This is a genomic window from Solibacillus sp. FSL W8-0372, assembly GCF_037969735.1.
GTDB classification, from domain to species: Bacteria; Bacillota; Bacilli; order Bacillales_A; family Planococcaceae; genus Solibacillus; species Solibacillus faecavium.
The window spans coordinates 2,053,259-2,080,191 of record NZ_CP150204.1; the positions used below are offsets into that span (position 1 = coordinate 2,053,259).

General features: G+C 37.5%; 27 protein-coding genes. 6 read left to right on the forward strand and 21 right to left on the reverse strand.

The window, feature by feature from the left end; genetic code table 11:
* Window positions 1-91: 91 nt before the first annotated feature.
* Complete coding sequence (locus MKY13_RS10250; RefSeq protein WP_191701875.1) at window positions 92-1,972, reverse strand: N-acetylmuramoyl-L-alanine amidase; 1,881 nt, start codon at window positions 1,970-1,972, stop codon at window positions 92-94.
* Window positions 1,973-2,301: 329 nt separating this feature from the next.
* Between MKY13_RS10250 and MKY13_RS10255 the strand changes: the two genes are divergently transcribed.
* Entirely contained in the window at window positions 2,302-2,889 is a 588-nt protein-coding gene (locus tag MKY13_RS10255) for a DUF3885 domain-containing protein (RefSeq protein ID WP_339212415.1), read from the forward strand.
* A gap of 44 nt (window positions 2,890-2,933) precedes the next feature.
* On the opposite strand, the gene MKY13_RS10260 is transcribed toward MKY13_RS10255, so the two are convergent.
* Window positions 2,934-3,383 (reverse strand): immunoglobulin-like domain-containing protein, encoded by a 450-nt coding sequence (locus MKY13_RS10260; RefSeq protein ID WP_191701877.1) that lies wholly within the window; start codon window positions 3,381-3,383, stop codon window positions 2,934-2,936.
* Between the two features lie 89 nt (window positions 3,384-3,472).
* On the opposite strand from MKY13_RS10260, the gene MKY13_RS10265 reads away from it, so the two are divergent.
* Window positions 3,473-3,706 carry a hypothetical protein gene (locus tag MKY13_RS10265; protein ID WP_191701878.1) on the forward strand — a complete coding sequence of 78 codons (234 nt, stop codon included), beginning with the start codon at window positions 3,473-3,475 and terminating at the stop codon, window positions 3,704-3,706.
* Between the two features lie 98 nt (window positions 3,707-3,804).
* Here the strand turns inward: MKY13_RS10265 and MKY13_RS10270 are convergent, their stop codons facing one another.
* Window positions 3,805-4,707, reverse strand: coding sequence for a stalk domain-containing protein (locus MKY13_RS10270; protein WP_191701879.1), 903 nt, complete (start codon window positions 4,705-4,707; stop codon window positions 3,805-3,807).
* Between the two features lie 55 nt (window positions 4,708-4,762).
* On the reverse strand, window positions 4,763-5,521 hold the full coding sequence (locus tag MKY13_RS10275; protein ID WP_339212418.1) for an N-acetylmuramoyl-L-alanine amidase: 759 nt from the start codon (window positions 5,519-5,521) through the stop codon (window positions 4,763-4,765).
* A 175-nt stretch (window positions 5,522-5,696) separates the two neighbouring features.
* Here MKY13_RS10275 and MKY13_RS10280 point away from each other — a divergent pair, with 175 nt between their 5' ends.
* Window positions 5,697-6,614 carry an EamA family transporter gene (locus MKY13_RS10280; RefSeq protein ID WP_339212420.1) on the forward strand — a complete coding sequence of 306 codons (918 nt, stop codon included), beginning with the start codon at window positions 5,697-5,699 and terminating at the stop codon, window positions 6,612-6,614.
* A gap of 440 nt (window positions 6,615-7,054) precedes the next feature.
* Here MKY13_RS10280 and MKY13_RS10285 read toward each other — a convergent pair whose 3' ends face one another.
* The 7 genes from MKY13_RS10285 to MKY13_RS10315 form a co-directional block, all read right to left on the reverse strand.
* A complete protein-coding gene (locus MKY13_RS10285) occupies window positions 7,055-8,062 on the reverse strand; it encodes a serine hydrolase (protein ID WP_191701882.1) in 1,008 nt (335 codons plus the stop codon).
* A gap of 203 nt (window positions 8,063-8,265) precedes the next feature.
* A complete protein-coding gene (locus tag MKY13_RS10290; RefSeq protein WP_339212423.1) occupies window positions 8,266-9,750 on the reverse strand; it encodes an S-layer homology domain-containing protein in 1,485 nt (494 codons plus the stop codon).
* A 174-nt stretch (window positions 9,751-9,924) separates the two neighbouring features.
* Window positions 9,925-10,053 carry a hypothetical protein gene (locus tag MKY13_RS10295; RefSeq protein WP_263617369.1) on the reverse strand — a complete coding sequence of 43 codons (129 nt, stop codon included), beginning with the start codon at window positions 10,051-10,053 and terminating at the stop codon, window positions 9,925-9,927.
* 118 nt (window positions 10,054-10,171) lie between these two features.
* A complete protein-coding gene (locus MKY13_RS10300) occupies window positions 10,172-10,729 on the reverse strand; it encodes an alpha/beta hydrolase (RefSeq protein WP_339212425.1) in 558 nt (185 codons plus the stop codon).
* Window positions 10,726-11,691 (reverse strand): zinc-binding dehydrogenase, encoded by a 966-nt coding sequence (locus tag MKY13_RS10305; protein ID WP_339212428.1) that lies wholly within the window; start codon window positions 11,689-11,691, stop codon window positions 10,726-10,728. The genes MKY13_RS10300 and MKY13_RS10305 overlap by 4 nt, the downstream gene beginning before the upstream one ends.
* Window positions 11,692-11,958: 267 nt before the next feature.
* Window positions 11,959-12,987 (reverse strand): cytochrome d ubiquinol oxidase subunit II, encoded by a 1,029-nt coding sequence (locus tag MKY13_RS10310; protein WP_191701592.1) that lies wholly within the window; start codon window positions 12,985-12,987, stop codon window positions 11,959-11,961.
* A complete protein-coding gene (locus MKY13_RS10315) occupies window positions 12,987-14,318 on the reverse strand; it encodes a cytochrome ubiquinol oxidase subunit I (RefSeq protein WP_339212431.1) in 1,332 nt (443 codons plus the stop codon). The genes MKY13_RS10310 and MKY13_RS10315 overlap by 1 nt, the downstream gene beginning before the upstream one ends.
* 193 nt (window positions 14,319-14,511) lie before the next feature.
* Between MKY13_RS10315 and cydD the strand changes: the two genes are divergently transcribed.
* On the forward strand, window positions 14,512-16,212 hold the full coding sequence (gene cydD, locus MKY13_RS10320; protein ID WP_191701590.1) for a thiol reductant ABC exporter subunit CydD: 1,701 nt from the start codon (window positions 14,512-14,514) through the stop codon (window positions 16,210-16,212).
* Window positions 16,212-17,873 carry a thiol reductant ABC exporter subunit CydC gene (gene cydC, locus MKY13_RS10325; RefSeq protein ID WP_339212435.1) on the forward strand — a complete coding sequence of 554 codons (1,662 nt, stop codon included), beginning with the start codon at window positions 16,212-16,214 and terminating at the stop codon, window positions 17,871-17,873. The genes cydD and cydC overlap by 1 nt, the downstream gene beginning before the upstream one ends.
* Window positions 17,874-17,914: 41 nt before the next feature.
* On the opposite strand, the gene MKY13_RS10330 is transcribed toward cydC, so the two are convergent.
* From MKY13_RS10330 to MKY13_RS10370, 9 genes are all read right to left on the reverse strand, one after another.
* On the reverse strand, window positions 17,915-18,532 hold the full coding sequence (locus tag MKY13_RS10330; RefSeq protein ID WP_339212437.1) for a hypothetical protein: 618 nt from the start codon (window positions 18,530-18,532) through the stop codon (window positions 17,915-17,917).
* Between the two features lie 222 nt (window positions 18,533-18,754).
* On the reverse strand, window positions 18,755-19,150 hold the full coding sequence (locus MKY13_RS10335; protein WP_339212438.1) for a DUF3139 domain-containing protein: 396 nt from the start codon (window positions 19,148-19,150) through the stop codon (window positions 18,755-18,757).
* 223 nt (window positions 19,151-19,373) lie between these two features.
* Window positions 19,374-19,568: a DUF6366 family protein gene (locus tag MKY13_RS10340; RefSeq protein ID WP_339212441.1), complete on the reverse strand. Its 195-nt coding sequence runs from the start codon at window positions 19,566-19,568 to the stop codon at window positions 19,374-19,376.
* Between the two features lie 32 nt (window positions 19,569-19,600).
* Window positions 19,601-20,200, reverse strand: coding sequence for a protein kinase (locus MKY13_RS10345; RefSeq protein ID WP_339212444.1), 600 nt, complete (start codon window positions 20,198-20,200; stop codon window positions 19,601-19,603).
* Window positions 20,201-20,229: 29 nt separating this feature from the next.
* On the reverse strand, window positions 20,230-20,772 hold the full coding sequence (locus tag MKY13_RS10350; RefSeq protein WP_339212447.1) for a DJ-1/PfpI family protein: 543 nt from the start codon (window positions 20,770-20,772) through the stop codon (window positions 20,230-20,232).
* Between the two features lie 105 nt (window positions 20,773-20,877).
* Entirely contained in the window at window positions 20,878-21,384 is a 507-nt protein-coding gene (locus MKY13_RS10355; protein ID WP_339212450.1) for a hypothetical protein, read from the reverse strand.
* 51 nt (window positions 21,385-21,435) lie between these two features.
* Window positions 21,436-21,975, reverse strand: a complete 540-nt coding sequence (locus MKY13_RS10360; RefSeq protein ID WP_339212452.1) for a hypothetical protein — start codon at window positions 21,973-21,975, stop codon at window positions 21,436-21,438.
* A 28-nt stretch (window positions 21,976-22,003) separates the two neighbouring features.
* A complete protein-coding gene (locus MKY13_RS10365; protein WP_339212455.1) occupies window positions 22,004-22,957 on the reverse strand; it encodes a phosphotransferase in 954 nt (317 codons plus the stop codon).
* A 185-nt stretch (window positions 22,958-23,142) separates the two neighbouring features.
* Window positions 23,143-24,405 carry a M48 family metallopeptidase gene (locus tag MKY13_RS10370; protein ID WP_339212457.1) on the reverse strand — a complete coding sequence of 421 codons (1,263 nt, stop codon included), beginning with the start codon at window positions 24,403-24,405 and terminating at the stop codon, window positions 23,143-23,145.
* 170 nt (window positions 24,406-24,575) lie between these two features.
* Here MKY13_RS10370 and MKY13_RS10375 point away from each other — a divergent pair, with 170 nt between their 5' ends.
* Window positions 24,576-24,797 (forward strand): hypothetical protein, encoded by a 222-nt coding sequence (locus MKY13_RS10375; protein WP_339212459.1) that lies wholly within the window; start codon window positions 24,576-24,578, stop codon window positions 24,795-24,797.
* A gap of 629 nt (window positions 24,798-25,426) precedes the next feature.
* On the opposite strand, the gene MKY13_RS10380 is transcribed toward MKY13_RS10375, so the two are convergent.
* Entirely contained in the window at window positions 25,427-26,557 is a 1,131-nt protein-coding gene (locus tag MKY13_RS10380) for a serine hydrolase domain-containing protein (protein WP_191701578.1), read from the reverse strand.
* Between the last annotated feature and the right edge of the window lie 376 nt (window positions 26,558-26,933).

Genomic DNA, 26,933 nt, shown 5'->3' on the forward strand with positions numbered 1-26,933 from the left:
GATAGAACTATTTCTAGTTTAATAAATCCCTAAAATTTGTCAATAAGTACACAAAAAAACCGACTCCATAAAGGAATCGGCCATATAAAACCTATTTTTTATAGTAATCCACAATCCCGTTATAAATAGATTGTGCATAAATTTCTACATACTTATCGTCAACTAACTTTTTACGGTCTTCAGCATTCGAAATAAATCCTAGCTCGACTAATACAGAAGGGATGATCATATTGCGCGTTACATAGTATTGCGCTTCTTTAACGCCGCGATTTTTCATTTTCGCATTATTAACAATCTCCGTATTAATATAAGTGGCAAGTTTTTTATCCTCTTCAAACTGATCACCTGAACTGATACTATAGTACGTTTCTGTTCCTTGAGCACTTGTAGATGTTGCAGCGTTTACATGAATACTCACATAAATTTCGCCGAACTTGTCCTGCGTAAATTTCACACGCTCCTGTAATGAAGGATACGTATCGCCAGAACGAGTCATCTGCACTTTCGCACCATCAGCTTCAAGCTTTTGTTTTACAAGGTTGGAAACTTTTAATACAATCGCTTTTTCCGTATGACCTGAGTTAACGGCACCTGGATCTTTACCACCGTGTCCTGGGTCTAGAATAATAATACGGTCTTTTACAGCACTGCCTTTTTCATTCATCAATTTAATATATGATTTATGAACATAGCCTGTATCTTTACCTGCTGTAACTTTTGCCCAAAAGCCGTTAATCGAATGAACTGCAATAACTGAGCCTTTTGATAATGTTTTGATTGTTTTAGATGAGCCTGATGCTGATTGACGCATATTTAAGCTCGCAACCGTTACTTTACCAATTGTATTTGTCGTTGCGACAGGTTTTTCGTCATCTACTTTTGGAGGTTCCACAACAGAACCGCCTACAACTGTCGTACTCGCTTTTACAATGTAGCCAGGTACTCCATCAACAGTCGTTAAATAATAGCCGCCCATTTCTTTATAAACAGACAATGCTGCTCCAGCTGAAATTTGCGTTATTTTTTTTGAAGAAGAAGTTGGTTTGTAATATAGGTTCAATGTTGCATTTGCTGTGACAGCCTTAATCGATGGACCTATTGCATTACCATCTTGTTCAAGGAATTTGGCATATGACTTACTGATATAACCGTAATAACCTTGATAAGATACTTTTAACCAGTTCCCTTCTACTGCATAGACAGATAATTTACCGCCAGTATTAACTCTTCCAATAACTGTGCTAGACGTATTCGGACCTGTGCGAACATTTAAGCCATCAGTCGTTACCGAAACTAGACCGATTACTTGCGTTACATCGACTGCATCAAGCTGTTCTGGTAATGCTAGACGGTACTCATCACTTTTAGCACGCGCTATAAATGATGCAAACTGTGCTCGAGTTACCGAGCTTTTCGGCATAAATCTGCCATCATTTCCTTTTGTAATCCCGTTATAATAAATTGCTTTTATATACGAAGCATATGTATTCGATGTCGTTACATCTGGGAAAACAATCGCTAAGTCCTTGTAGTCATTGACATTTAAATTGAAAGCCACTGCTAATACATGGCTCATTTCTTCACGTGACAGGGGTGCATTAGGAGAAAATTTTCCAGACTTTGCTGAAAACAATCCAAGCTGTTTAGCTCGTTCAATATAAGTGGATTGTTCTGTACCGACTTTAACATCTGAGTAAGAAGATTTACTTACTTTCAGTGGACTCTTACCTGCAGCAATTACTGCCATTTTCGCAGCTTGTGCACGAGTCACACTCATGTTTGGTTTGTAGTATGTTTTGCCCTTTTCCTGATATCCTTTAATTGCGCCTAAGCTAATTAAGTATTGGATCTCTTCGTAAGTGGCATCGGTTGTCGCAACATCTGCAAATACTACTTTAGCTGATGTCGGTGTAACAGCTAGTGTACAAACGAGGAAGATTGCAACAACCAATGTAATCAATTTTTGATTCATTGTTCCCTATCCTTTCATAAGCTGTCTCCATCATTGTATAGTAGAAATAAGGAAATAAATAGAGGTAAATCCATATTTAATATCAAAATCTTGTTACATTATAGTTACAAAATGATTACATCCGATAAAATTTTTGTTTATAGAGGAAATTAATCGGGTAAATAGTATATTTCACGTCCTCTAAAATTAGGTATTTCCGCCGTTTTTAAGCCCTTCTGGAAAGTCAACCCAACTTTTTGAATAGTCCAGCAAAATCTCGTAATAAAATCTATGTGATAGTATAGATGGAAACAATTTTCTAACATTCGTTAAAAGAAAGGTTGATTCAAATGGAGCATTCGTTATTTTTAGAGCGTTATTTTTCAAACTTGGAGCTAATGCCAGGCTTATTTTATTCATGGGAACCTGCAATTCGCTTTGAGCTAGGAGATCCAAATGAACCAGATAACAACAAATACATAGCAGGAAGTAATGAACGTGCCGCGGCGTTATATAACGATTTGCATATGCCCGAAGACGAATGCATTATCGTTATGGATATATTGGAAGTAGATTTAAAACGGAAAAATCTATCACCGTTTTTGGATCGAAGCCAACACTTTCGTATCTCAATGAACACATATGAAATGGAGGAAATCGTAATCTATCGCTTTGAAATAGCTTGCAGAGCTAAAGAGATTGCGGCTTCAAAAATATTGCGGGCGGTTGTTCATTCAGATTTAGGCATGAAACCAAATATTCCTCATCGTGTATACATACTGAATAAACGCACACAGACCATTTTTCATGTATATGATGACCGGGGTTGTGATATTTTAGGTAGTAATGTTGAAAAGCTTAGACCATTATATGAGCAGTATAATGATTGGATTTTAGATTACGATAGAGAAGCCATCACTCGTATGCTTGAAGGATAGATAGAAGCTGAAAGTATGGGCACATCCAATCTTTCAGCTTTACCTTATTGAACGATAAACTCAGCTGCCAAATGATAGATTTCATCATCCGTCTCTTCCGAATTACGAAATTCCTTTAAAATCCGATATTCACCGTTATCTAGAACACCGTAATATCCTTCCCAGTCCACTACCCATTCTACTGATTGTAACGGTGCTACATTGTGTCCTAAATCAATAAAACTGTAAGCTTCCTCAAGTATTGGAACCTCATACCAATTGCCTTCGCTTTTCTTTTCAACAGTAAAATATTGCCCATACACAAATCGCTCATTTGAACGATTCTCAATTATTACGGTTAATCCAGTAGGTGTAACAGTTCCAGGTTTTGTATTCATCGTTAAACTATCCGGACTATTAACAGTCCCAAAAGGTGTAGGCTCACTCTCTATATTTCGCGAGCAAGCTGTTAGTAGACAAATCACGATAGTTAATCCTATAACTATTTTTTTCACATACCTCGCCCTCCTCATATATATAGTAAGAACTTTTTATTGAATCAAAACAGTTATCAGAATATTATTGATATTAAGGAGGCTGTTCAATGAAAATCTTTGCTACTATCTCACTGCTATTCGGAATCATTTTTACGTTTATAGGTGTATTACCTTTCATTTTTTCTTATCCCTTCAGCAATGGTCCTCATTCCGGTCCATCAAACGCTTGGGAATTGATATTGATGATTTCCTACGACGGCAAGGGATGGTATTTGATAATTGGTATTGCCCTATTGTTAGTTCCAAACTTCTTGGTATTTAAAAGAAAGAACCTAAACTAAAAGCTACAAATTCCTCTTTTCGTAGAGGACTTTTTTATGTGCTTTACTAATAAAAAGGCTGAAATTCACTTTATTAGTGAATTTCAGCCTGACATAAACTATTGAAGCAATTCATCTGCAAAGCTAAGTTCAACATAAGTTTTATTTTCTTCCAATAACTCAGGTGCGACTTCAAAATAATGCAGTGCACGATTGTGACCATATGCTTTTTCACCGCGCGTTATTGTGTATGAAAGTGCGCCTTTTGAAAGAATAGCCCCTTTTCCTGTAGAAGTAACTTTAAAGTCCATTTCTTCTGCAATAAGACGTAAAGGTACCATGATTTTTCCATCGACTTCTTTATAATCCCCACCAATAATAGCCTGGATTTCCGGTGCGATTTCAGGTGTTTCTACTTCCTCAGCGTCTTCTAGCTTTGGAAATACGACAATTTTCTCAGGTGAAGTTTGTGCCGGGATGCTTTTCGTTGTTGGTCCGTAAAATACAGCGGCATTATATTTTTTTAAATCTTTCGCTTCAACTTTTTCACCTTTTGTATTTACAATGTCAGCTTTTTCATCTAAGTTCAGCTTTAATTCGCCGTCATCACTTAAAAGGTTTTCATCAAATTGCGCAACCTTTACTGAGCCAGCTGCATCATCTTTCTCCACTACCACCACTGCCGGTGAGTATTGAGGCGGATAAATTAAAATCATTGGCTGGTCGGCAAAGATATAAATTGAAGTTGTATCCCCAACCTGTAAATCCACCTCATTGCCTTGTTGATCAAAAACGAGTGTTTTATCATCAACATGGAAGTGGAAAATATTTTCATCTACTTTAGCTGTATAAAGTTTTGATGTTTCCATTTGTTTAACTTCAGTTATTTCCCCGGAATACTTCGCAAATGTTGCTTCCTTCACAACTTGCTCAGCCCCTTCTTTATTCAGTGGCTGTTCTGCTCCTGCAGTCATTGTTCCTAATAAAAATGCTGATAATGCTAAAGGTACTATTTTTTTCATAATATCCCACCCTTTCGGTAATTTCACTACATTAGTCGATTCAATTCCATAAAGGTTACACAAAATGTTTATTTTTTTGAAATTGCAGTGCGGTGAGGGCTAAATAGTCGTATAGCGTTAACTTACCCTGTTCAAAATAATCCAACCATATCTGTTGATAAGCGCCAGATTGAATGCCATGTTCCAATTGCTGACGAACTGCTAGTTTATCATTAAATAAAGTTTCCACCGCTTGCTGCAAAGCAGGACTAGAAATTGTCGGCGTCTGCTTTGGTATTGGGGTCGTCCCTGATAAATAGCTTTTTAAAGTATCCGCAATGGCTTCGATAATTTGTTCTTTATTTGCTCGATATAGCTGTATATCTTCTTCTGAGCTGACAAAGCAAATTTCAATGATAATCGCTTTTTTGGCTGTTCCTTTTAAAAAAGCTAAGTCTTTACGAAGCTTGGCCCCCCGATCTTTAAACCTCCCTGCTTTAGCGACTTGTCGACTCATTTTCTGAGCAAACGGCATTATCGCCGGGTTCATATACAATACTTCCGTGCCGATTCCTGATTTTTGTTTTTCCGCAGTGGCATTAAAATGAATACTCACATCTAAATGCCGTTGTGTGGCGTTATGTTGACTGATTAAATACGTTAAATTTTGCTGCTTATTTTTCGAATGGGTATCAATGATTGTATGGGTGATGATTCCTTTTTGACTTAGTTTTTTCCCGAGCTGCTTTACAACCTCAATATTTCCCTCACCTTCATCAAGAAAGCCCCTTGCTCCTGTACCTTTACCAAAATGACCTGCGCTAATTGTTAACATGATAATTCACCTCTTTTTATATGTGTATGTCCTTAAAATCCGGGAAAAGGGACAGCAATTTCATTAATTATATTAAAATAGTTATATACTCGTCACACTGTTATGAAAACCAACATAGAGTTTCGTATAAAAATTCGTTACAATGAAGAGACTATACATAATGTGAGGGTTAGGCATGAAAAACAAAAGAATGATTGGCTTTCTATTAGTTGTAAGCGGCTGTTTTTTCTGGGGAATCGGTGGAACGATGTCACAGCAGCTGTTTTCTCAAGGTATTGAAGTGAGCTGGCTTGTCTCGACACGGCTTGTAATTGCTGGTATATTACTCTTAATTACCCAGGCAATATTTAAAGATCGCCGCCAAATTTTAGAGATTTGGCGTCAGAAATACACAGCATTCCGATTGGTTACCTTTGCAATTGTCGGCATGCTCGCTGTGCAATATACTTACATGGCCTCGATAAAAGAAGGCAATGCAGCGGTCGCAACTTTGCTACAATATTTGGCACCTGTCATGATAATTGTATGGGTCACACTGCGTGGACAGTCTAAGTTTACAAAAAAAGATGCTGTAACAATTGTGTTAGCCCTTTGCGGTAGCTTCTTTTTATTAACAAATGGCTCGCTGTCTGCATTTGCCGTACCGCTCCCGGCGATTATTTGGGGACTGCTTTCTGGTTTGTCGCTTGCCTTTTATACACTTTATGCCATCCCTCTGCTGCAGCGGTTTGATTCACTAGTTGTGGTTGGTTGGGGCATGCTGCTTGCCGGAGTTACGATGAGTTTTGTGCAGCCGCCTTGGGATGTTGACGTTTCGAATTGGACTGGATCGACTGTCTTTTATTTAATCATCGTCATTATTTTCGGCACGATGCTCGCTTTTTGGTTTTATATCGAAAGTCTGCAAACCCTTACTGCGAAAGAAACAAGCTTGCTGGGCAATATTGAGCCATTGACTGCCGTGTTGGCAACTGTTTTATGGCTGAAGGAACCGTTTGGCAGCTTCCAATGGTTCGGCACTTCGCTGATTTTAGCTATGATGATCTATATTGCGTTGAAGGCGGATCAGAAGCAGGATGTTGTATCGGAATGAAGTCGGTCTGAAGAGAAATTTTATTAGAACATTTAGATCGGATATTAGAAACTTTGGTATGGATATTAGAAGTTTTCCGGGTGATATTTGCACATTTCAGCAGCTTATTAGCAAATGGAGCCGACTTATTAGCAAGCAGGGATTTTATTAGCACTTTTCGCAATTTATTAGAATATTCAACTGATTTATTAGCACCTGGAATCGTATTTTCGAAGCCGTGATTATATTAGAAATTTTATCCATATATTAGAAACTTCACCCCCGATATTAGAAAACTTCCGGGTGATATTTGCACATTTCAGCAGCTTATTAGCACATGCAGCCGATATATTAGCAAAACGCCATTATATTAGCACTTTTCATTATATATTAGCACATTAAACCAATATATTAGAAAACGAAAACCAACTAGTCTAAATTACGCTAGTTGGTTTTCATGTTTACATAGTTTCAATTGCCTTAAATACGTCAAAAGCCCCTTCACTTTTGTTCGAACATACTACTGTAATTTCATCGCTTTCCGGGTAATAGGCAGAGTGAAAGCTAACCCCCGGATCATAGCCCATTACATGGTATTTTGTAATATTCGAATCGTGTATATCAATCCAAACCCCGTAGCCGTAAAATCGATCATAGTCATCGTCTGTGTGGATATACGGTGTTAACAGCTGCTTCGTCATCTGCTCGCTTAATAATGTAAAATCATAAAGCGCCTTCCAAAAACGATACATATCCTCGACCGTTACAAAAGCGCCACCGTCTGCCCCACCCTTTGCAGGAACGGAATAAATGTTTGACCTCCACGATCCATCTTCATTATCAATATAGCCTAATGCAGTATTATTCGGTAAAGCATCTATTGCAAAATAACCTGAGTGCTCCATACCAGCAACTTTAAAAATTGATTCCGTTATATACTCATCAAAGCGCATGCTACTAATTTCCTGAACGACAAGTCCGAGCAATATATAGCCGGCGTTATTATAATGGAAGCGTTCACCGACACCTAGCTTCATCGGCTCATTTAGAAATAACGGTAAAAAATCACTCCCGCTACGCATTAAATACATCGGATGCTTCACCCATAATTCTTCAAAATCTTCCATCACTTCTTCATCGAAATAATCCGGTATCCCTGAAGTATGTGTGAGTAAATGATGAATCGTAATGTCCCGGTCAAATTGAGGGAATGTTATATCCAACACATCCGATAACTTCGTATCAAAAGACAGCTGTCCTTTTTCAACGAGCTGGCAAATGGCAACGGCGGTAAAGATTTTGCAGCCAGAAGCAATACCAAAGCGCGTTTGCTCATTATTCAATGCTTCGTATGAACGATTGGCATAGCCATTGCTAAACTGCTGTATGGCTTGATGATTTCTTTTTACTAAAACTGTTCCTGAAAAGTCGATTTGTTCAATTATTACATTAACCTTATTCATTTTCATCTTATTCTCCTTCATATTGAATGATTGTAGTAAGATAAAAACTGGTTTACAATGATTTTCCGAATGATATTTTCGGAATAACAAAACTTGGCAATTCCATTTTAACATAGGACTCATTTTAGGTGAACTTCATTTTTATATGCCCCCATACATAACAAAAGCAGACATATACATCATGCCTGCTTCTGTAGTAACCTCACCAATTACATATGCATATCGATATCTTCATAAATATTTACTTTAATAATCGGACCTAACTGCTCAACATATACCTCTACCCCTAAAAGATCCGTCTTTTCATGGTCGGGTAAATTAATCGTAAAGCTGCCCTTTTTCTTTCCTTCGACAGTGAACTCGTTCGTTCCCTCAGCACGTGTCACCATAGCAATTTCCTCAGATCCTTTTGGTAAAATATGATTTCCGATGTGGTAGCTTGCGCCAAGATCCACTGAATCGGTTGTCTTCTCCTCTAGTACTCGAATGCTATAATTAAAATGCGGGCTGAGACTTACCGCTTCAATCCCGTACCTTACTTCTTCGCCGTCAATATCACGGATAATGGCAATATATCGCCCAGGCTTATCGATAGCGATGCGGATATTATTATACTTGCCCTCATTATCGGTTTGATCGCTGTCTTTGCAATCAGATGGACTGTATGACATACATTTTGTAAACGCCACACTATCAGATAGCTTGCTGCCTTCCATTGTATAGAGTGAAACGTTTTGAACCGCTTTCTTATTCTTCACATCCAGAATAGCAGGTGTAGTAAGAAAATCTTGTGTTTCTTCAAGCGTCAACTTCAGTTTTCCATTCACTTCTTTAACATTTACATAGTATTTCCGATAATACTTCTTGTCCGGATTTCCTGAATAGACCAAAGCGACTTGCAATGTGCCCGTCCCTTCTTTTAGCGGAACTAAGTGAAGTTTATCAGCAGTTCTACCATTCAATTCATTGCTCCCTGATACTGCATTAAATAAACCCGAATCACTATGATTAGAATCGAACATTTTAAACTGTTCCCAGTTGTAGTCGCTTGCCCGCAACGTTACAATTTGTGATTTCGCTTCTTCGGTAGCTTGCATCATTTTGGCCGCTTGTCCTCTTGTAATCGCTACATTCGGACTGAATTTAGTCGGAGATGTTCCTCCTGTAATGCCTAGTCGATGGATGGTTAGGATGTTCGGATTGTGTCCGGTCCCTGTTTTCACATCTTCAAATGGGTTTTTATGAGACGAGTAATCATAACGCGGTAAATCGAACGCTTTCACAAGAATAGAAGCCATTTGTCCCCGCGTTATCGGATCATTTGGTCCAAAACGACCATCTCCATACCCTCGGATGATACCTTTTTCTGCCATAGCTGCAATCGCTTTATAAAAACCATTTGCTGTCGTAACATCCTTAAATTTAGGGTCCTTTACTTTGGTTGTATCTAATTTGATAAGCTTCGCAATGATTGCCGCCGCTTGTCCGCGTGTAATGGAGTTTCCGGGTTTAAATGTTCCGTCCGGATAACCTCCTATAATATTCCGTTCTGCCAAATCATAAACCGCTTCAGCAAAGTACTTGGAAGGCGGTACATCTGAAAATTGGTTTGTACTTGCGGCAAATGTAGCGGTTAAAGCTAAACTGCACACAAGCATTAGTGCGCTGAACGCTGCAAAAAGTTTTCTCTTCATTCACTAGCACCCTCTCTTTTTTACTAGGGTTCATTATTTTGAAAAAACTTATTTAATCATATATATGAATATAACATTTCTTCCCTATAATCTTCCCATAATCTATATTAGCTTATTATCTTTTAATTTCCAGTATTATTAAAAAAATGAACTTTATAGTGAGAATCTTTCATTCTATCGTTCGTTTAATTTCGCTTTAATTTCTTCTAACAATTTATTTTGCTCCACTTGCTTTTCTACGATTTTATTTGTTGATTTTTCTATTGTTCTAGTAATTGACCATAAAAATATCCATACAATCACTATAATTGCTAACGCTTCTATGACTGATCACTCCTTTGCTGTTATTTTAAAAAGTCCGTGAGTAAGGATGCTAATTTTTCGGGAGCCTCCGTATTTATTTCATGGCCTACCCCTTGTACTATGAGGATTTCTGCATTCGAGAGTTTAGCCGCCAACTGCACTGATGCCCTTTTATTCGCTTTATCCTTTTCCCCACATTCAAACCTTGACTGAAATCCAAGTCTATCATAGATTTAGTCAATCGAATAAAATCGCTCTTGCTGGAGCCAAGTTTCTGAAAAGACGATTTTGGTATAAACCGAAACACGATATTTTGTATTTTCAATAAGAATTTCGGCATTTTATATTGTGGGGCGATTAAAACAAGAGAATGCACTTTTTCCGGATGATCTATCGTATAATTCAATGCTAAAATTGCTCCAAGCGAAAGGCCAACAAGGTTGACGGGTTCATGAAACTCGTCAATATATTCCGAGAAAGCAGTGTATAGATTTTTATAAGTTAATTCTTCACCCTTCACAAGATCAAACAAATCCGGTTGATACATTTGATTTGGTTCCCCGATGAATAACATCGTTTCCTCCCAGCTTGAGGAATTTTGCCCTAAACCATGAACGAAGATGGATGTCATGGAATCGCCCCCTTTACCGTTGTGAAGTATTAATCGTTCCTTCAAACTTTCAACAATACTTTTCCTTCATAATTCCGGCTTTCAATTAATTGATGCGCTGCTGCAGCATCTTTTAAATTAAAAATTTGCGCAATTGGTAGTGAAAGCTGTTTCGTATTAAAAAGTTCTATGACTTTTTCAGCAACAGGTGCCAGTCGTAATGGATCATGTGCTCTCGTTGTACCTAAGCTAAAACCTTTAATGTTTCGGCAACTGCTGTGGACATCACTTGTTTTCAATTGCCCGGCTTTCCCACTGCTATTTCCGAACTGTACGAGGGTGCCATAGAACGCTAAGCAGTCTAAACTCTTACTTGTGACATCACCGGCAATCGAATCGAATATAATATTTGCCCCTTGATTATTTGTTACGTTCAAAACTTCCTCTGTAAATGTTTCATATGTACAAACTATGTTCGCCCCAAGTTTTTTAACATAACTTGCTTTGTCGATGTTGCCAACTGTTCCAATGATTCGTTCAACACCTGCTAATTTTGCTAACTGTATAAGCATCGAACCTACGCCACCCGCAGCACTATGTATAACAATTGTATCGGCCTTTTTTACTTGTCCAATTTCATGTAAAAGCATATACGATAAGATAGAAACTGTCGGCATGGCAGCAGCTTGTTCAAATGAAAGCGTGTCTGGAATTTTAAATACTAGCTTTTCATTAGCACGGACATATTCTGCATAGGATCCACCTTTAGGAAAAGCAATAACACGGTCTCCAATAGAAAATTTTGAATCAGGAGCAGTTTCTACAATAGTCCCCGCAGTATCTAAGCCTAATATTAATGGAAAATTCCCTTGTCCTTTGTTGCCAATCCGTTTTTTTATATCAGCGTAATTGACACTTGTATAGGATACTTTTATTAAACATTCTCCATCTCCTATTTTCGGTTGCTCGATATCCGCATATGTAAGAACATTTGCATCCCCAAATTCTTTTTGAATAATCGCTTTCATCGACAATACCCCCTAACCTAATAACCATATTTTAGCATAATTATTCGAACCATATTGGCATTCAATTTGAAGCACAGCAAAAAAACACCATTTTTCTCTTAAAGAAAAATAGTGTCTTTATTTTAATTTAATACTATGCGCTACTTACGAGAAGCCCCAATCAATGTGTCTCCGTCTTTACCGCTACTACAAATGCTGCGAGTACAGAGAGGAACACGACTATAAACGGTGCGTAGAAAATTAAAAAATCCATCATAAAATCCACCCCTAAACATGTGTTTCGTCTTCCCCGGTAATATAGCCTTTATGAAAAATAAATAATTTAAATACTAAATACATCGATGGAATGAGTAAAAATAGTCCAGCGATAAAGGCTAATACAAGTGCAATAGCCATCGAGTCATTTGTGAAACTATCGTGAATCGTTAAATAAGGATAAAGCAAATAAGGATAATGAGAAATACCGTAAGCAAAGAAAGCTGTGGCAAACTGTAAAATCATCACAACTACCGATAAACCGTAGCTCTTCTTTCTCCAAATGAGCCAGATCGTAATAATAAATAAAATGCCGGATACGATAAATAGCCATGTAAGATCTAATATATTTTGATAGTGCCAACTATTTGTATTACGCATTTCTAAAATAATCCCCATAGCACTGACGATTAAAGGAATCGCCCAAATCAGTGCATATTTACGCATCAAATCACTTGCCTTTATATCACCTGCTTTATTGGCATACCAATTTAAAAAAACTGCGGAAATATACAACACAGCAGTAAGACTCAATACGACAATTGACCATGCTAAAGGACTTGTAAATAACGCGCTATAGTCAAGTCTCGGGCCATTTTCGTGCATTGTGACAAAGCCACCTTCTGAAATCGCCAATACGACAGATAATGATGCCGGGATCAATAAACCTGCGATGCCGTATGCTGTCGCATATCCTTTATGCCCTCTTAACCCACTATAGGATTCAAACGCATAGTAGCTCCCCCGAATTGCCAGCAAGATTAAAGCAATCGATACCGGCACTAACAAAATTGTTCCATAATAATAAGCCGTCTGCGGAAAAAATCCTACGATGCCAACAAAGAAAAATACTAAAAACACATTGGTGATTTCCCATACTGGTGATAAATAACGTTTGATTATTTTTGACAAAATGTTGTTCTTCCCTGTTAAAAGACTGTATGCATTGAAAAACCCTGCACCAAAATCAATCGAGGCGACAATGACATAGCCAAACAAGAATATCCATAAAACAAAAATCCCTAGTATTTCTAACGACATTATTGTTCACCGCCTTTACGAAGCGCTAATTCTTTGGAAACGGGATTATTTTTAAACATTCTTCGTAATACGACAACGCTTCCAATCCCTAATATTAAATAGACAACAGCAAATGCGATAAACAGCCATTCGACACCGGTTGCTGTTGTAGCACCTTGCTCTGTGCGCATAATCCCGTATAAAATCCATGGCTGCCGTCCCTGTTCTGCTAGCCACCAGCCTGTTTCAATGGCTATAAATGATAAAGGCCCGCCCAATACGATAAGCCACCTAAACCACTTGGATGCAATCCACTGCCAACCTCTCCATTTTCCAACTACATATCCGAGCGCTAAAAAAATCATTAGACTGCCGATTGCCACCATAATATTAAAATAATAATGGGTAATAAGCGGTGGTCTTTCATCTTCAGGGAAATCATTTAACCCTGTTACTTCTGCATTGAAATTATTACTTATTAAGAAACTCAATACTTTCGGCATACGAATTTCATATTTCACTTCATCCCCGTCGAGTATCCCGAAAAAGATTAAATCTGCCCCGGCTTCAGTTTCAAAATGCCACTCGGCTGCTGCTAGTTTTTCCGGCTGATATTCCGCTAAATATTTGGCTGAAAAGTCTCCTACAACGGCTGTTGCTATGGAGAAAATGAGTCCCAACTTCATCATTAGGTTCAGCGACTTTTTATGATAAATATGGTTCTCGCCTTTCAGCAATTTATAAGCCGCAATCGCCGCTAATGTAAATGCAACGGTCATAAAACTCGAAGTTAGCACATGTCCAACTTTAGTTGGCATAGCAGGTGTAAACATCGCTAAAATCGGTTGAATATTAATGATCTCTCCGCCAACGAGATCAAAGCCTCTCGGTGCATTCATAAACGCATTGACAATCGTAATGAAAATAGCCGACATGAAAGCGCCGATTGCGACCGGAATGAGAAGCAGCATATGATATTTCGGATTTTTAAATCGATCCCAAGTATACAAATAAATCCCTAAAAAAATCGCTTCAAAGAAAAAGGCAAATGTCTCCATAAATAACGGAAGCGCAATCGTTTGTCCTGCTAACTCCATAAACTGAGGCCATAAAAGCGATAGCTGCAAGCCAATAATGGTCCCTGTCACAACCCCTACCGCTACTGTAATCGTAAAGCCCCGCGCTACTCTTCGTGCCAGCAACGTATAGTGTTCATCGTTTTTCTTATAGCCCACATACTGAGCAATTAAAATGATGAGCGGGACCCCGACACCGAGCGTCGCAAAAATAATGTGAAAAGTTAATGTAAGCTCTGTTAGCGCCCTACTCCAAAACACCGCCGAGTTGTCCATTGTCTTACCTCCAACATCAAGAATCTGTAAATCATATGCAAGTTTTATTAAATATCCTCACATCAGTATTCACATCCAATTTGTTAATATTCACTGCTCGCAAAGATTCTCTGCTCGGAAGAACTAAAAATTGCGTAGTGGATGGTTGCTTTTAACAAAAATTGACTAGTATAGCTAATGAGGAGTTGATACTATGCCATTTCTGCAGCATTTCATGCGCGCTAACCGATCCAAGATTGTTATTTTAATTTTCATCTCATTATTTTTGGGAGGAAGTATTATTTTGCAAAGCTACAGTATTGTAGAAACGGTCAACCTTGTTTTTATAGAAAAGAAGGCTTTTTCGTATACGTACGTATTCTTTTTACTATTACTGTTAGCCATTGTTGTTAGACTGGCTTCTCAATATTCTTTAGGTCGGATCGGCGGAAAGCTAGCGGAAGATGTAAAGTTAACAGTTCGGAAAAAGTTAATGCAGCATTGGTCTTCAACGACAATGGAAAAACACGTCTCTTACCAAACCGGCGAGAAGGTCACACTGCTGGTAGACACTGTGGACCAACTGGAAAGTTATTATAGAGAATATACACCTCAGCTTATTAAGACTATCGTAGTCCCTATTATGATTTTGATTGCTGTGTTTCTCATTCATCCGAACAGTGGTTGGATCATGCTCGTTACTGCACCATTTGTGCCGATTACTTATATCATCATCGGGATGCAAACGAAGAAAAAGTCAGAGGAGCAATTGGATGCACTGAATCGATTTTCCGGTAAATTTCTGGACTTGCTTCAAGGGTTACAAACGATTCGCTTGTTCGGGCAGAGCAAACAGCAGGAACAGATTTTAGCCAAAAGCAATGAAGCATTTATGAGCCGGACACTCGGTGTATTAAAAATTGCATTCGCCTCAACACTTTTTATTGAGCTTATTACAACGCTTGGTATTGGTTTAGTCGCACTGGAAATCGGCTTTCAAATGATTGTTTTTAAAACCTTAACCTTTGCACCGGCTTTTTTTATTTTGACATTGGCTCCTGAATATTATAATTCGTTGAAAGAATTAGGCGCGGCATTTCATACAGGCAGAGGGAGTTTAGGTGCTGCCGCATTACTCGAAGAACAGCTGAAGGAAGAGGAAAGACCTGTACAATGGGGAGATAAAGAATTAACAAACGGACCGGTGCTATCTGTGGAACATGCGAAATTTCGCTATAACAGCGGCTTTACTATTGGCCCCCTATCATTCACTATCCAGCCTGGACAAACCGCCGCATTTATCGGGAAAACAGGTCATGGCAAAACGACGATATTAAATCTTTTATCGAGCTTAACCGAGCTAGATTCAGGGGGCATCTATTTAAACGGTAAACCACGCAAATTATATCGTGCAAATGACTGGTATGCGCAAACAAGCTATATTTCACAGCATCCGTATATTTTTGCAGGGACACTTCGCGACAATATATGTATGGGGCTGCAAGTTTCAGATACACAAATTTATAACGCATTAAAACAAGCACAATTAACCGAATGGGTTGCCTCTTTACCTGATGGACTTGCTGCCGTGATCGGTGAAGGTGGCATCGGACTATCCGGCGGCGAGAAGCAGCGCGTGGCGATTGCACGAGCTTTCCTAAAAGAACCTTCTATTGTCTTTTTTGATGAGCCAACAGCTGGATTGGATGTCGCTACAGAACATCTGCTCAGTACATCCATTGAAAAACTAAGTGAACAAGCAACCGTTATTATTGCTGCACACAAATATAAAAGCATCCGGTTTGCAGATGTCATTTTTATCGTTGAAAACGGGCAAATCGTCACAGCCGGCACACCTGATACACTAAAAGATCACCCTTATTATAAGGAAATGGTCGTAAGGAGGGTTACGTAATGCAGGAACTGGTCGCAATGATATGGCAGGATAAAAAAGATGTGCTTCTTGCATTATTAGCTGGCACAATAAGCGGGTTAACAGCGGTGGCTTTATTTGCACAAAGCGGCCTGCTCATTTCAAAAGCTGCCCTCATGCCGCCTTTTTACATCATTTTAATTTTAACTGCTTTTCTTAAATTATTCGGTGTAACAAAGTCCGCGAGTAAATATGCCGAACGCTACATTTCACACCGCGTTACCTTTAAATTTATTAGCATTGTGCGGATGAAATTTTTCAAAAAGCTCTTGCCGCAAGCACATGTACTCAACCATTATAAAAGCGGTGATCTACTGACACGGATTACAGGCGATGTAGAGCAGTTGCAAAACTTCTTTTTACGCGTATTGTATCCGCCCTTTATCGCCCTTTTTGTATTTATGGTGGTCATATTATTTTCACTGTTTTTCTCACCGTGGATTTCGCTGCTTTTGCTCATTGGTATTGTATTAACAAGCATTGTTGTTCCCTATATATTATTTCGGCGTCCTTATTCTACAAGTACATTAGAAAAAAAGGAACTCACGATTTTAGCTACAGAATACTTTTACGGCTACCGGGATTTAGTACTGCATCATCAAAATGAATCAAAAGCCGAGGAATTATCAGCCTTATACAAAGGATACGGGAACTCCCGCAGAAAAGAGCTTGATCAGGAACAGACTTCTTATTTATGGAATCAGCTCATTGCCTTGTTTACAAGCTTTTCCGTAGTATTTGTCGGAGCTTATTTAACTTCAGTCGGACAGCTGGATGGCGTGTATCTTGCATTAATTGTGCTCATCTCGCTTACGGTTTTTGAATCGGCCGTCCCGCTTGCCCTCGTTCCTATTTTTGCAAGACATACGAAAAATGCCGTTGGTCGACTTGAGGCAATTACATCTAAAAATGAATCAGATGGAACACAGCATTTAAAGGGATTTATCCAACAGATACAATTGCACGACGTCTCCTATTCGTACCCTGCTGCTACTCGACCCGCTCTTGAAAAGCTTTCTTTAAACATTCAGGCTGGTGAGAAAATAGCCATTATTGGTCCAAGTGGCTGCGGCAAAACTACGTTGCTGCAACTTTTAATGAAGGAAATAAAAAGAACGTCCGGTGTAATCCACGTTAATACTACTGATATTAATGACATCAGCTCACAGTCGATGTATACGCATATGATTACGATGCTGCAGCACAACCATTTCTTTTCGGGAACAATTAAAAGCAATCTGCTAATGGCGAATGAGGAAGCATCAGATGAAGCGTTACAGGACGTACTCCAAAAAGCACAATTAAACAAAAACCTCGAAGATCCTATTTTTGAAAAAGGCGGGAATTTGTCAGGCGGAGAAAAACAGCGGTTAGCTTTTGCCCGACTTTTATTAAAAGAAAGTGACTTATGGATTGTGGATGAACCGTTTACGAGCCTCGATGTTTCAACAGAAAAAATATTGTTCAACACCTTACACGAGGAAGCCGCTAACAAAACCGTTGTTATGGTTACCCATTCCCTAGCAGACTTGGACCAGTTTGATCGTATCTGCGTCATGCTCCGGGGACAAATTGTCGAATGCGGTACACATCAACAATTGGTGGAGGGAAAAGGACTTTATTGGGAGATGCTTAATCAGTAATGAAAAAGGCGTTGATTCAAATTACTGAATCACGCCCTCTGTTAATAATTAATAATTCTTTCTTCAAGCTTTATCTTTAGTAGTAGTACCTCATCATCCTGTTGAATCATTTGATTAATGGAATCCTCATCTTGGAAATCGAACGTACGCATCGAGCCCGCCTTTTCTCTATACACTCCTAAAATTTTTGTTTCACCTAATTCTAATTCTACTTTGTCATTACCAATGGCATATTCCGCTCCACTAATAATACCCGACTTAGCTTCTTTTTCAATTCTTTCTGGATTGGTTCTAACACTAGGTCCATAAAGGAAAACAAGCATTTCTTCTGAGCTCGTATTTATCATACCAAAGCCCAAATGTCCTTCTTGAACTTTATTAGGACTGTTCCCGTAGGATAATTGCGTTAATGGTTCTGACTCTAATTCACCGTCAATATATCGCTCCACCCATAGATTCACCCAGCTTTTAACCGCATTCGGTAATTTAATATTAAAATCAAACAGGATGCCCAAATTCAAATCTTTAAATGTATCCACATATTCTGATTCCGAATTAACCTCGATTGTTATTTTCTCCTCACCTGAAATAGCGCATCCAGAGCTTACTATTAAAATAGAAAGTAAAGTAGAAAACAATATGATATATTTATTTCTCAAAAATTTCCCCCTCCTGCCAAAAATAGCGGTAATAATTTCCCTTATTAGAAAAATAATGAGAAAACCCTCAAAAATAGCGGAAGGATTTTCCCTTATCATGTCTAAAATCATAAAAAAACGTGCTTTTTAGTGAATTAACGGTAATTTCTCCCCTTATTTCCGCTCAAATCCCTTTCTGCTTTGCGTTTAAGGGTAAAAGCTTCCCTTATTTATTTCAAGGCGTTAGAATCTCGGGTCATAATTTTTCAATTCATCCTGTGATAAATTCTTGTACTGAGGATCAATAATCTGATACTCGAACTGTAATACACTGCCATGTGCAAAATAAAGATATTCAACGTACGGTTCATTTTTAAAAACCACGGTTGCATAAAATTTAGGCATTTTGAACCCATAAACCCCTTCAACTTTGGCTATTTCATCTTCATCGTATCCCATTTCCGTAATCAAATAATCCGATACCCTATTTTTATAAATACTTTTATTTACTTCAATATAAATAAACCGAGCGAATATTAATGCTAAAACTATAATAGCGATATATAAAATTACTCTAAAACGTCTGGACATCCGCCCCCAAACTGAAATAAACCTGTACAAGGTAAGCCACTCCCCCAAAAATGATGAGTGTAATCGATACTTTAATTAATGAGACATGCTCCATGAGAGGCGTATGTGTTGAGCGATCCGCATTAAAGATGGACCACCAACTCGGTTCAGGATATTGATGTGAAATTGCAATCCAAGCTAGAAAAAATATTCCAACTAAAACCAATAAATTTTCATAGGCATCCCCTTTAAGATTCGATTATTCAAAATTACGCCTTACCTATAATCTTCTTTAGTTGAAAAATGCTAAATAGATAACAATAGCAATGACTATTATAAGAAAGAGTAACCCTGTACCTTTCCAACCCAAATCTCCAATCAAATCCTGAAGCCCTCCACCATGCATACTAGCAGATGGATTTCGCTTTAATTCTTCCTGTCTCAATCGCTCTCTTCGTGCTTGGGGCGTTTCATTATTTTTATTCACTGAGTACACCTCCATCAAAAATCTACTATTTATTAATAATCTTTACCACAAGCAACACAACGCAGATCGGTGTCATTTTCTCCATACATCCTTAGTTCCTTTTCGATATTACACACCTGACATTTTTCAAATTGAATTTGAGGTAGCGTACCCGCTTCAGCTAATGGAACCCACTGTTCTTCATATAATGTTTTCGTCATGCCGTAATCAATTAAAACGAGGTGCCCTTCTTCATTCAACCCATAATTGCCAATATCTTTAAAATCAAAGCCATCTAGTTCTTGATCAAATACCTGGAGTGCAGCTTTTAAATCTTCTGTCATTCTTGGGTCCATCTCTAAATCAAGATCGTATGAGCAGTTATTATTTAAAGGGAGCTGCTCATAAAAAGGCTGAATAACATATTCTTCATTCATAAAAAGAATGGGTGCGATATGTTTTTCTAACCCCTTCATTTCCAATGTTTTATATATTTCATATTCATTTTTGCTTTGAGCGTATCCAATCGGGTGTAAAAAAGTTTTGAAGACAAGGTTTTCGTAACGATAAACTTTTCGTGTTGAACCGATACCAATCATTTCCGCGCTTTTTAACATATCATCCATATTTTCTACTACATTGGAAATATCCATCTCATCATCACCAAATCATTATGTATTTTTTATGTTTCTTGATACCAGCTTTCATCGAAATCGAGGTTTAATGCCTTTCCTAAACAAACGCCGAATTTAATAAACCCACTTCCTCGTGCTGTAATCATATTGCCATCCTGTACGACTAAATCAGGGCAGTAATTTTCCTTCTCAAAAACGCCTAGCTTTTCAATCGCTTCCATCGGTAACCCCACTGTATATTTCTTCCCTGTCAGCAATCCCGCTTTTGCCAAAAAATACGGAGAACTTGATATACTGGCAACGATTGTTTCTGATGAAACGACTTGCTTTAAAAACTTATCTAAACCCTCTTCATCTAGAAGCGGTTCAATATCCAAACAACCCGGTAACACGATACTATCAATCTCTTCAATATTAATTTCACTAATCGTGGTGTCAGCTACACAAGTTAATCCAGACTCTCCCCTAATAGGTTGGTTGTTCAACCCCACCGTTATAATGGATTTGTTCCCTTGCATTAAAATCGATAGCACGACACTTAATTCATATTCGCTGAATTGCGGATATAACATTATGGCTGTTTTTTTCACTATAGTTATCTCCATTCATTATTTTAGTACCGCGCCAAATTACTAAATTAATAATTCAAGCCACTTATGTTCTGGTTCGTGCAGTTCAAGTGCATTTCGTAGCCATTATTTCTGCTTATTATTAAGCAAGTCCTTTATTATGAAAAAATCCTGATGGTCTTTTTCTCTTGTATTCTTCGCTTTATATAATAGAACAATTTCAGGATTTAAATAGGGAATGCCGGTTTCAGAAACGCTCCAAATTGAATTGAGTGGCGCATGAATTCTTAAATCACGTCTAAATTTCCAGTCATTCTCCACTGTTTCATTAAGAAGAACTTCCATTCTCTCTCCACTTAACTTATTAGTAGCGTGTAATTCGTGAATTGGCAGCTCTAAAAATTCATTTCTCCAATCATAAAATTCACCTTGTTTCACCTGCTTAAAATCCCAGTCATTTAAATATCTTTTTAAATGTAGTTGGTCTTTTCGAAATATAGCTATTTCAATATCCTTATGTTCCCTTTTTTCTTTCCCTATAAAAAGGTCAATTGCCCATCCGCCAGCAACGAACCATGTTTTATTAAATTCTGCCATTAAAGCATTAACATGTTGGCATTGTACAAATGACATAGAAGTCCCCCACATTTAAAAGTAATGTAATTAACCCAAAAACGCATTTGGTTAATATTTTGTTGATAGACGAAACTTAACTCTCTCTACCATTGCGTGCTCTTCATCATGCATCGCATCATATGCAGCTTGCGTGTCGTACCTAGCAATATCTCCAAAATCCATAGCAATGAAACGAATTGCATGAAGACCTTGATTTAAATCAGCAACCTCTTCTTTTGTAAATGAAACTCCAGAAAGATATTCAGTTAAATATCTCTCTACTTCCATCAATTTATCCTCCCAATCTGAATGCATTAATACTTGACTCTTGATATAAAAGAGTTTGTCTCTTATGCTATACAACTCATTGGAAAGTTCTTCAATCATAAGTTCGTCTTCTACCATTATAGGTTGATTAAAGTCATGGGCTAGAAGCTGCTCAGCCGTATTTACCAAGGAAAGATTATAATCTTGATAATGACCACCAATTTGTTCTTCAAGGATACTTACTTTTTCCTCTAATTGATTTACTTGTTCTTTCGCGGGGTAAACAAGCCAAAAAACTATACATAAAGCTATTCCTACTATAAATCCACTAACATATTTCAACCTAACCACTTCACTCTCCAATTTCATTTCACAACAAGCCATTTATATCGATAAATGTATAACCATTTTCAATTCTCATCCTAAAATGGTTCATGATACGAATCTGCTCTTCCGTTAACTTGTCTTTATTCCAGTACATATGCATTAAGCTATACTCAAACACTTCTTTAAGTTTTATAAATAAAGGGACTTTTTCTAGCATTTCGCTTGAGATATCATTTTCTTCTTGGTAACCCTCGATGATTGCTTTTGTTATACTTCTTCCATATTCCATGATGTTGCCACCACCTACAAATGAATACTCGATCGCACTATAAATAGGAACAGCTAAATCAAATGCATAAAAATGCTTCTCACAATCCTGAAAATCAACCATTGTCAGTTTTAAATCACGATCTACTACTACATTTTCCAACCATAAATCACCGTGTAACAACCCATAATTGGCCTTGTCCTTCGGAAGGTTTTTAATCTTTGTTAAAATCTCCTGCGCAACCTCTCTAATCGCAGTTTCTTCCTCAGGAATATACTTCAAGAAAGCGTACTCCTCATTTTGATGCCAATCGTTGATGTAGCGTGTCGGATAAGTCTCTTCAAACTTTCTCGAGAGACGATGTAATTTGCCGATTTGCCGGCCTAAAGCTTTTAATACATCGGCATCCCATTCTTTTCTTGATAAATGCTTACCAGGAGCCGATTCATAAAGCACTGTTAAAACTTCCTTATTATTAATGGTGATTTTTTCTACCTCTTGACCATTTATTGAAAGGATTGTTGGTGACACACCTAGTCCTGCTTTATGTAGGAAGTTTGTATAGGCAACCTCTTCTACTTGTTCATCATACCCTTTGTAGTTTGTAATCCTTGCAAAATATTCGCCTTGTGCTCCGGTACACCGATACATTTCATTTGTAACGGCTTCCAATTTAATCAAATCCACTGGATAAATTCCGTTGAGCAATTCTAGTATTTTTTGTTCCATAAAGCTTTCCCCCATAGTAATTTTCATTCTATTCTAATTATTAGAACTAATATGTAAATAATAACATAACCCATTTATGATGATAGGTTTTGTTCAATAAAATCCAGCATTCGCGCTAATTCACCAGAAAAAGAAAAAACGCCCCAAACCCTTGATTTACAGGGTTTTGAAGCGCCCAAATTATTCTATTCTTCGTCAGCTTGTTCGGCTACTTTATTGATTCTTTCTAACATCGGCGGATGGGAGTAGCGGAACCATTTGACCAGTGTGGACGGGTTTACTTCGCCAAGTCCAGCTTTCGTCAACTGTTGAAACGTTGAAATCGCTGCTTCGGGATTTTCCACGAGCTCCATTGCATATTCATCGGCCCGAACCTCCTGATAACGTGAAACCGCATTTGACAATGGATTTGAGAAGAATAAAAGGAATGATGAAATCAATAAAAACAATGGCAATGAGCTAATATTACTTAATTTCTTAACTTTTAAAATCGATCCATAACGATTAATCATCCGAGGCATTATTTTTGCAATTAACCAAAGCCCTATAAACGTCATGAACAAATAGACAGCGATGTTAATATAAATATCTTTTAACAAGTAATGACCCATCTCATGCGCCATTATAAAGAGAATCTCATCATGCGTTAACCGGTCTAATGTCGTATCCCACAGTACAATTCTAGAATTTTCGCCGATCCCTGTCACATACGCATTTAAAGCATTCGTCTTTTCCGACATATTCACTTCATACACATGGTCTGAAGGAATGTCCGCCTGCTCTGCAAGTGAAAGAATCTTCGTCTCCAATTCTTTATCCTTTAATGGATAAAAATCATTATAGATCGGGTCAATCACGACGGGTTGGATGAACATAAGGAAAATTGAAAATGGAACAGTTAACGCCCAAGTATAGAACCACCATCTCTTCGGACTTTTTTTAATAAGCCAATAGAGAACCGACACCGTAATCACCGACATCCCAAAATCAAGCCAAAAATCAATTACATTATCCCGCATCCAGGAGGAAAAAAACTGAGTACTAATACCATAGCTTTTGCTCACCGTATACTGATAAAAATCCAGTGGGAATCGTAGGATGAACAATACTAACGAGAGTAAAAATACATACATGCCTGTTCTAAACAAGGACCATTTAAACTGTACAGAACTCCATTTTTCAAACACCCGGGACATTCCAGTAATCAAAATAGCAAAATAAAGCAGCCATTCCAACGGCCCTGCTACAAAGAAGAGGAAATTTCTTATCTTTGATAACTCTTCACTTAATAACAACTCCTGCGTAGTAAGAAAAGTACTTGGATCCGCTGCCGATCCTTGAAGAACATCTGGTATTCCGCTATTTTGGCCATGAAAAATATAAAAATACATCGCGGCCGCATACAGACCAAATGCAGCAACAGCCATTAAACCCCATTTTTTCGTCATTTCTTCACACCTCAATTCATTCGTTACCCTATCTTATTATTGAAGTGGAGAAATCATTTCTAAATAGTTTGTCTATCTTCTTTTTAGTCAGTTCTATACGCTCCGAAATCATCATAAATTGAAAAAAATTCACTCAAAATTATATTTGAGTTTATAAGGAGCCCATAAATATGCAATTTGCTATTCATTATTTAGAAAACAACAAACCTGTACTAAGTCAATGTTTAGAACGTATACCCGAGGTTGATGAAAATCTCAAGATAAAAGGCCGTAAAGGAAAAGTAGTCAATGTTGTTCAACTCGAAGACAATAAATATCAAGTCCATGTAGCCCTGGAAAAGATAGATAAGAAGCAAGCATTACTAAAAGATGATAAAAAGAAAAAACGTTAATATTTAGGAAACAGCGTGGATAAATACCTGCATGCTATTACGATAAAGATGGCTGGGCTTGCGAAAGGTAAGCATCAGCAATAGAAGCATTATATAAATATAGAAAAACTCTATAATTTTAAATACGCTCAGACGAATCGAGATGAGATTAACCGCCATCTCGTTAAAAAAATTGTCTGAGCGCATTTATTATGTACACTTTAATTCTTTTCTATTTTATTTCACTCTATACAATCATCTTTAGGTCATTCTTTAGCTAATTCAAAAAATAGCAAAAAAAAGATAACGGGTTCGGTCGATGAGGAGAAAACCCCAAAATAAAAATGTAAATAACAAAACAATTAACATAGTTTTTAATAGTAAATAGGCAATATAGAAGGCAAGCATAAACGCTCAATAGTTTATTCTGAGCGTTTTTTGTCATTTACTGTGCTTGTTTTACTAATGCCTCCGTCAGTTCATGTAGTTTATACATCCTGAGTCATTACTACAAATACTAAATATTATTTTAAATGATTGTGTGCCCATACATCGTAGTCAACAAATTGTAGCTTTTCTATTTCACGAATATGCATTATATCTTCTTTATGCAATTCAATGTACTCCCCCGTATATCCAATCAGAATATCTCAAAGCGCTCCATATAAAATATTTAGCATTTTTGGTTCTATTAAATGTTTTGGGCTACGAAGACAATGTTGAGCAACAAAATAAGAAATTTTGTTTGTAGGATCTATAAAAACATGAACTCCTCCTAACCCACCCCAAGAAAAAGAATTGTCAGGTACTAAACGAAATGCCTTGGCCGCATCCATTACTACTGATACACCTAGACCATAACCAACTCCTTCAGCTGGTATCATTTTTTTGTAGTCTAAATAACTTTTGCCTTCTAATTGATTTGTTCTCATTAAATTAATGGAATTTACACTAATAATGCGTTCCCCATATTTGCCAACTCCCCCACAGGCCAATGCATCTGCAAATAAAATGTAATCTTCAAGAGTAGTAATTAGCCCACCGCCTCCACTCTCATGCCTCAAACCAATTACTCCTACACAATCGCTGCTAATTCGTCTTAACTTTTCTGTTATTGGATTATACTCATATTGTGGAGCAATATTAATTTTCTTTTCTTCTGCAACAGAAAAACCAGTTGTCTTCATCCCTAATGGCTTAAAAATCTTTTCTTCTAAATACGCTCCGAAGCTTTTACCTGTTACAACTTCAATTACCGCAGCTAAAACATCATGACAAAAACTATAATTCCAACCTTCGCCTGGTTCAAATAACAGAGGCTCTTTTGCAAGTGTCTCTACAAACTCTCTTGTATTAAAATCCAATCCTTTCTCTTCAAAAAGTTTTCGAAGTTGCGGCGTATCCCTTTCATAACTTAAGCCCGCTGTCATCGTTAATAAATCAGCTATTCTTATATGCTTTGTTGCAGGTGTAATAATAAATGTTCCACTTTTAACATACATCTCTTTAAATTCAGGTAGATACATATACAAGGGATCAGTCAATAATATTTTCCCGTCTTCAACTAATTGTAATGTCGCAATACATGTGACTAATTTAGTTGCCGAATAGATGTTATACAATGCATTGGGTTGCATAGGAACTTGATTCTCAATATCCGAATAACCAGCATCATATCGAAAAATCTCCTCATGTTCACGATAAATGATGCAATCAATACCAGAAAGCCCTAGTTGCGGTACAGTATCCATAAAATCTTTTAATTTCTGAAATTTATCCATATTTCAATCACCCTTCATCTCATTTTTTAATCTCTTTCCATTAGCTACAAAGTTGAAAATTCTAATGTCGACTATTCAATATATGATTTATTATCAAAAAGTAGACAAGCCTTCATATTATGTTCAGAAATAAATTTCAGTCCTGGATCCACTTTACTACATTGTTCCATTGCCATTGATTTAACATTCGTTCGTTTCGGAAAAAATTGCACTATGTATTCAGAATAAACTGATTTCAATGGCGGTTGAGATGTTTGAAATTTAGCAATCACTGAGCATGAAGGGATGCGATTATGTAACAGTTGGTATGTACTTTTATCACCTAACTCTTCAGATAGTAAAAAAAAACCACAAAATAAGCCTCCTTTTAATACCT

Coding starts and splice junctions, on each gene's coding strand:
- MKY13_RS10250 (WP_191701875.1), bottom strand. CDS start 1,972: ATGAATCAAAAATTGATTACATTGGTTGTTGCAATCTTCCTCGTTTGT.
- MKY13_RS10255 (WP_339212415.1), top strand. CDS start 2,302: ATGGAGCATTCGTTATTTTTAGAGCGTTATTTTTCAAACTTGGAGCTA.
- MKY13_RS10265 (WP_191701878.1), top strand. CDS start 3,473: ATGAAAATCTTTGCTACTATCTCACTGCTATTCGGAATCATTTTTACG.
- MKY13_RS10270 (WP_191701879.1), bottom strand. CDS start 4,707: ATGAAAAAAATAGTACCTTTAGCATTATCAGCATTTTTATTAGGAACA.
- MKY13_RS10275 (WP_339212418.1), bottom strand. CDS start 5,521: ATGTTAACAATTAGCGCAGGTCATTTTGGTAAAGGTACAGGAGCAAGG.
- MKY13_RS10280 (WP_339212420.1), top strand. CDS start 5,697: ATGAAAAACAAAAGAATGATTGGCTTTCTATTAGTTGTAAGCGGCTGT.
- MKY13_RS10285 (WP_191701882.1), bottom strand. CDS start 8,062: ATGAAAATGAATAAGGTTAATGTAATAATTGAACAAATCGACTTTTCA.
- MKY13_RS10290 (WP_339212423.1), bottom strand. CDS start 9,750: ATGAAGAGAAAACTTTTTGCAGCGTTCAGCGCACTAATGCTTGTGTGC.
- MKY13_RS10305 (WP_339212428.1), bottom strand. CDS start 11,691: ATGAAAGCGATTATTCAAAAAGAATTTGGGGATGCAAATGTTCTTACA.
- MKY13_RS10310 (WP_191701592.1), bottom strand. CDS start 12,987: ATGTCGTTAGAAATACTAGGGATTTTTGTTTTATGGATATTCTTGTTT.
- MKY13_RS10315 (WP_339212431.1), bottom strand. CDS start 14,318: ATGGACAACTCGGCGGTGTTTTGGAGTAGGGCGCTAACAGAGCTTACA.
- cydD (WP_191701590.1), top strand. CDS start 14,512: ATGCCATTTCTGCAGCATTTCATGCGCGCTAACCGATCCAAGATTGTT.
- cydC (WP_339212435.1), top strand. CDS start 16,212: ATGCAGGAACTGGTCGCAATGATATGGCAGGATAAAAAAGATGTGCTT.
- MKY13_RS10345 (WP_339212444.1), bottom strand. CDS start 20,200: ATGGATATTTCCAATGTAGTAGAAAATATGGATGATATGTTAAAAAGC.
- MKY13_RS10355 (WP_339212450.1), bottom strand. CDS start 21,384: ATGTCATTTGTACAATGCCAACATGTTAATGCTTTAATGGCAGAATTT.
- MKY13_RS10365 (WP_339212455.1), bottom strand. CDS start 22,957: ATGGAACAAAAAATACTAGAATTGCTCAACGGAATTTATCCAGTGGAT.
- MKY13_RS10370 (WP_339212457.1), bottom strand. CDS start 24,405: ATGACGAAAAAATGGGGTTTAATGGCTGTTGCTGCATTTGGTCTGTAT.
- MKY13_RS10375 (WP_339212459.1), top strand. CDS start 24,576: ATGCAATTTGCTATTCATTATTTAGAAAACAACAAACCTGTACTAAGT.
- MKY13_RS10380 (WP_191701578.1), bottom strand. CDS start 26,557: ATGGATAAATTTCAGAAATTAAAAGATTTTATGGATACTGTACCGCAA.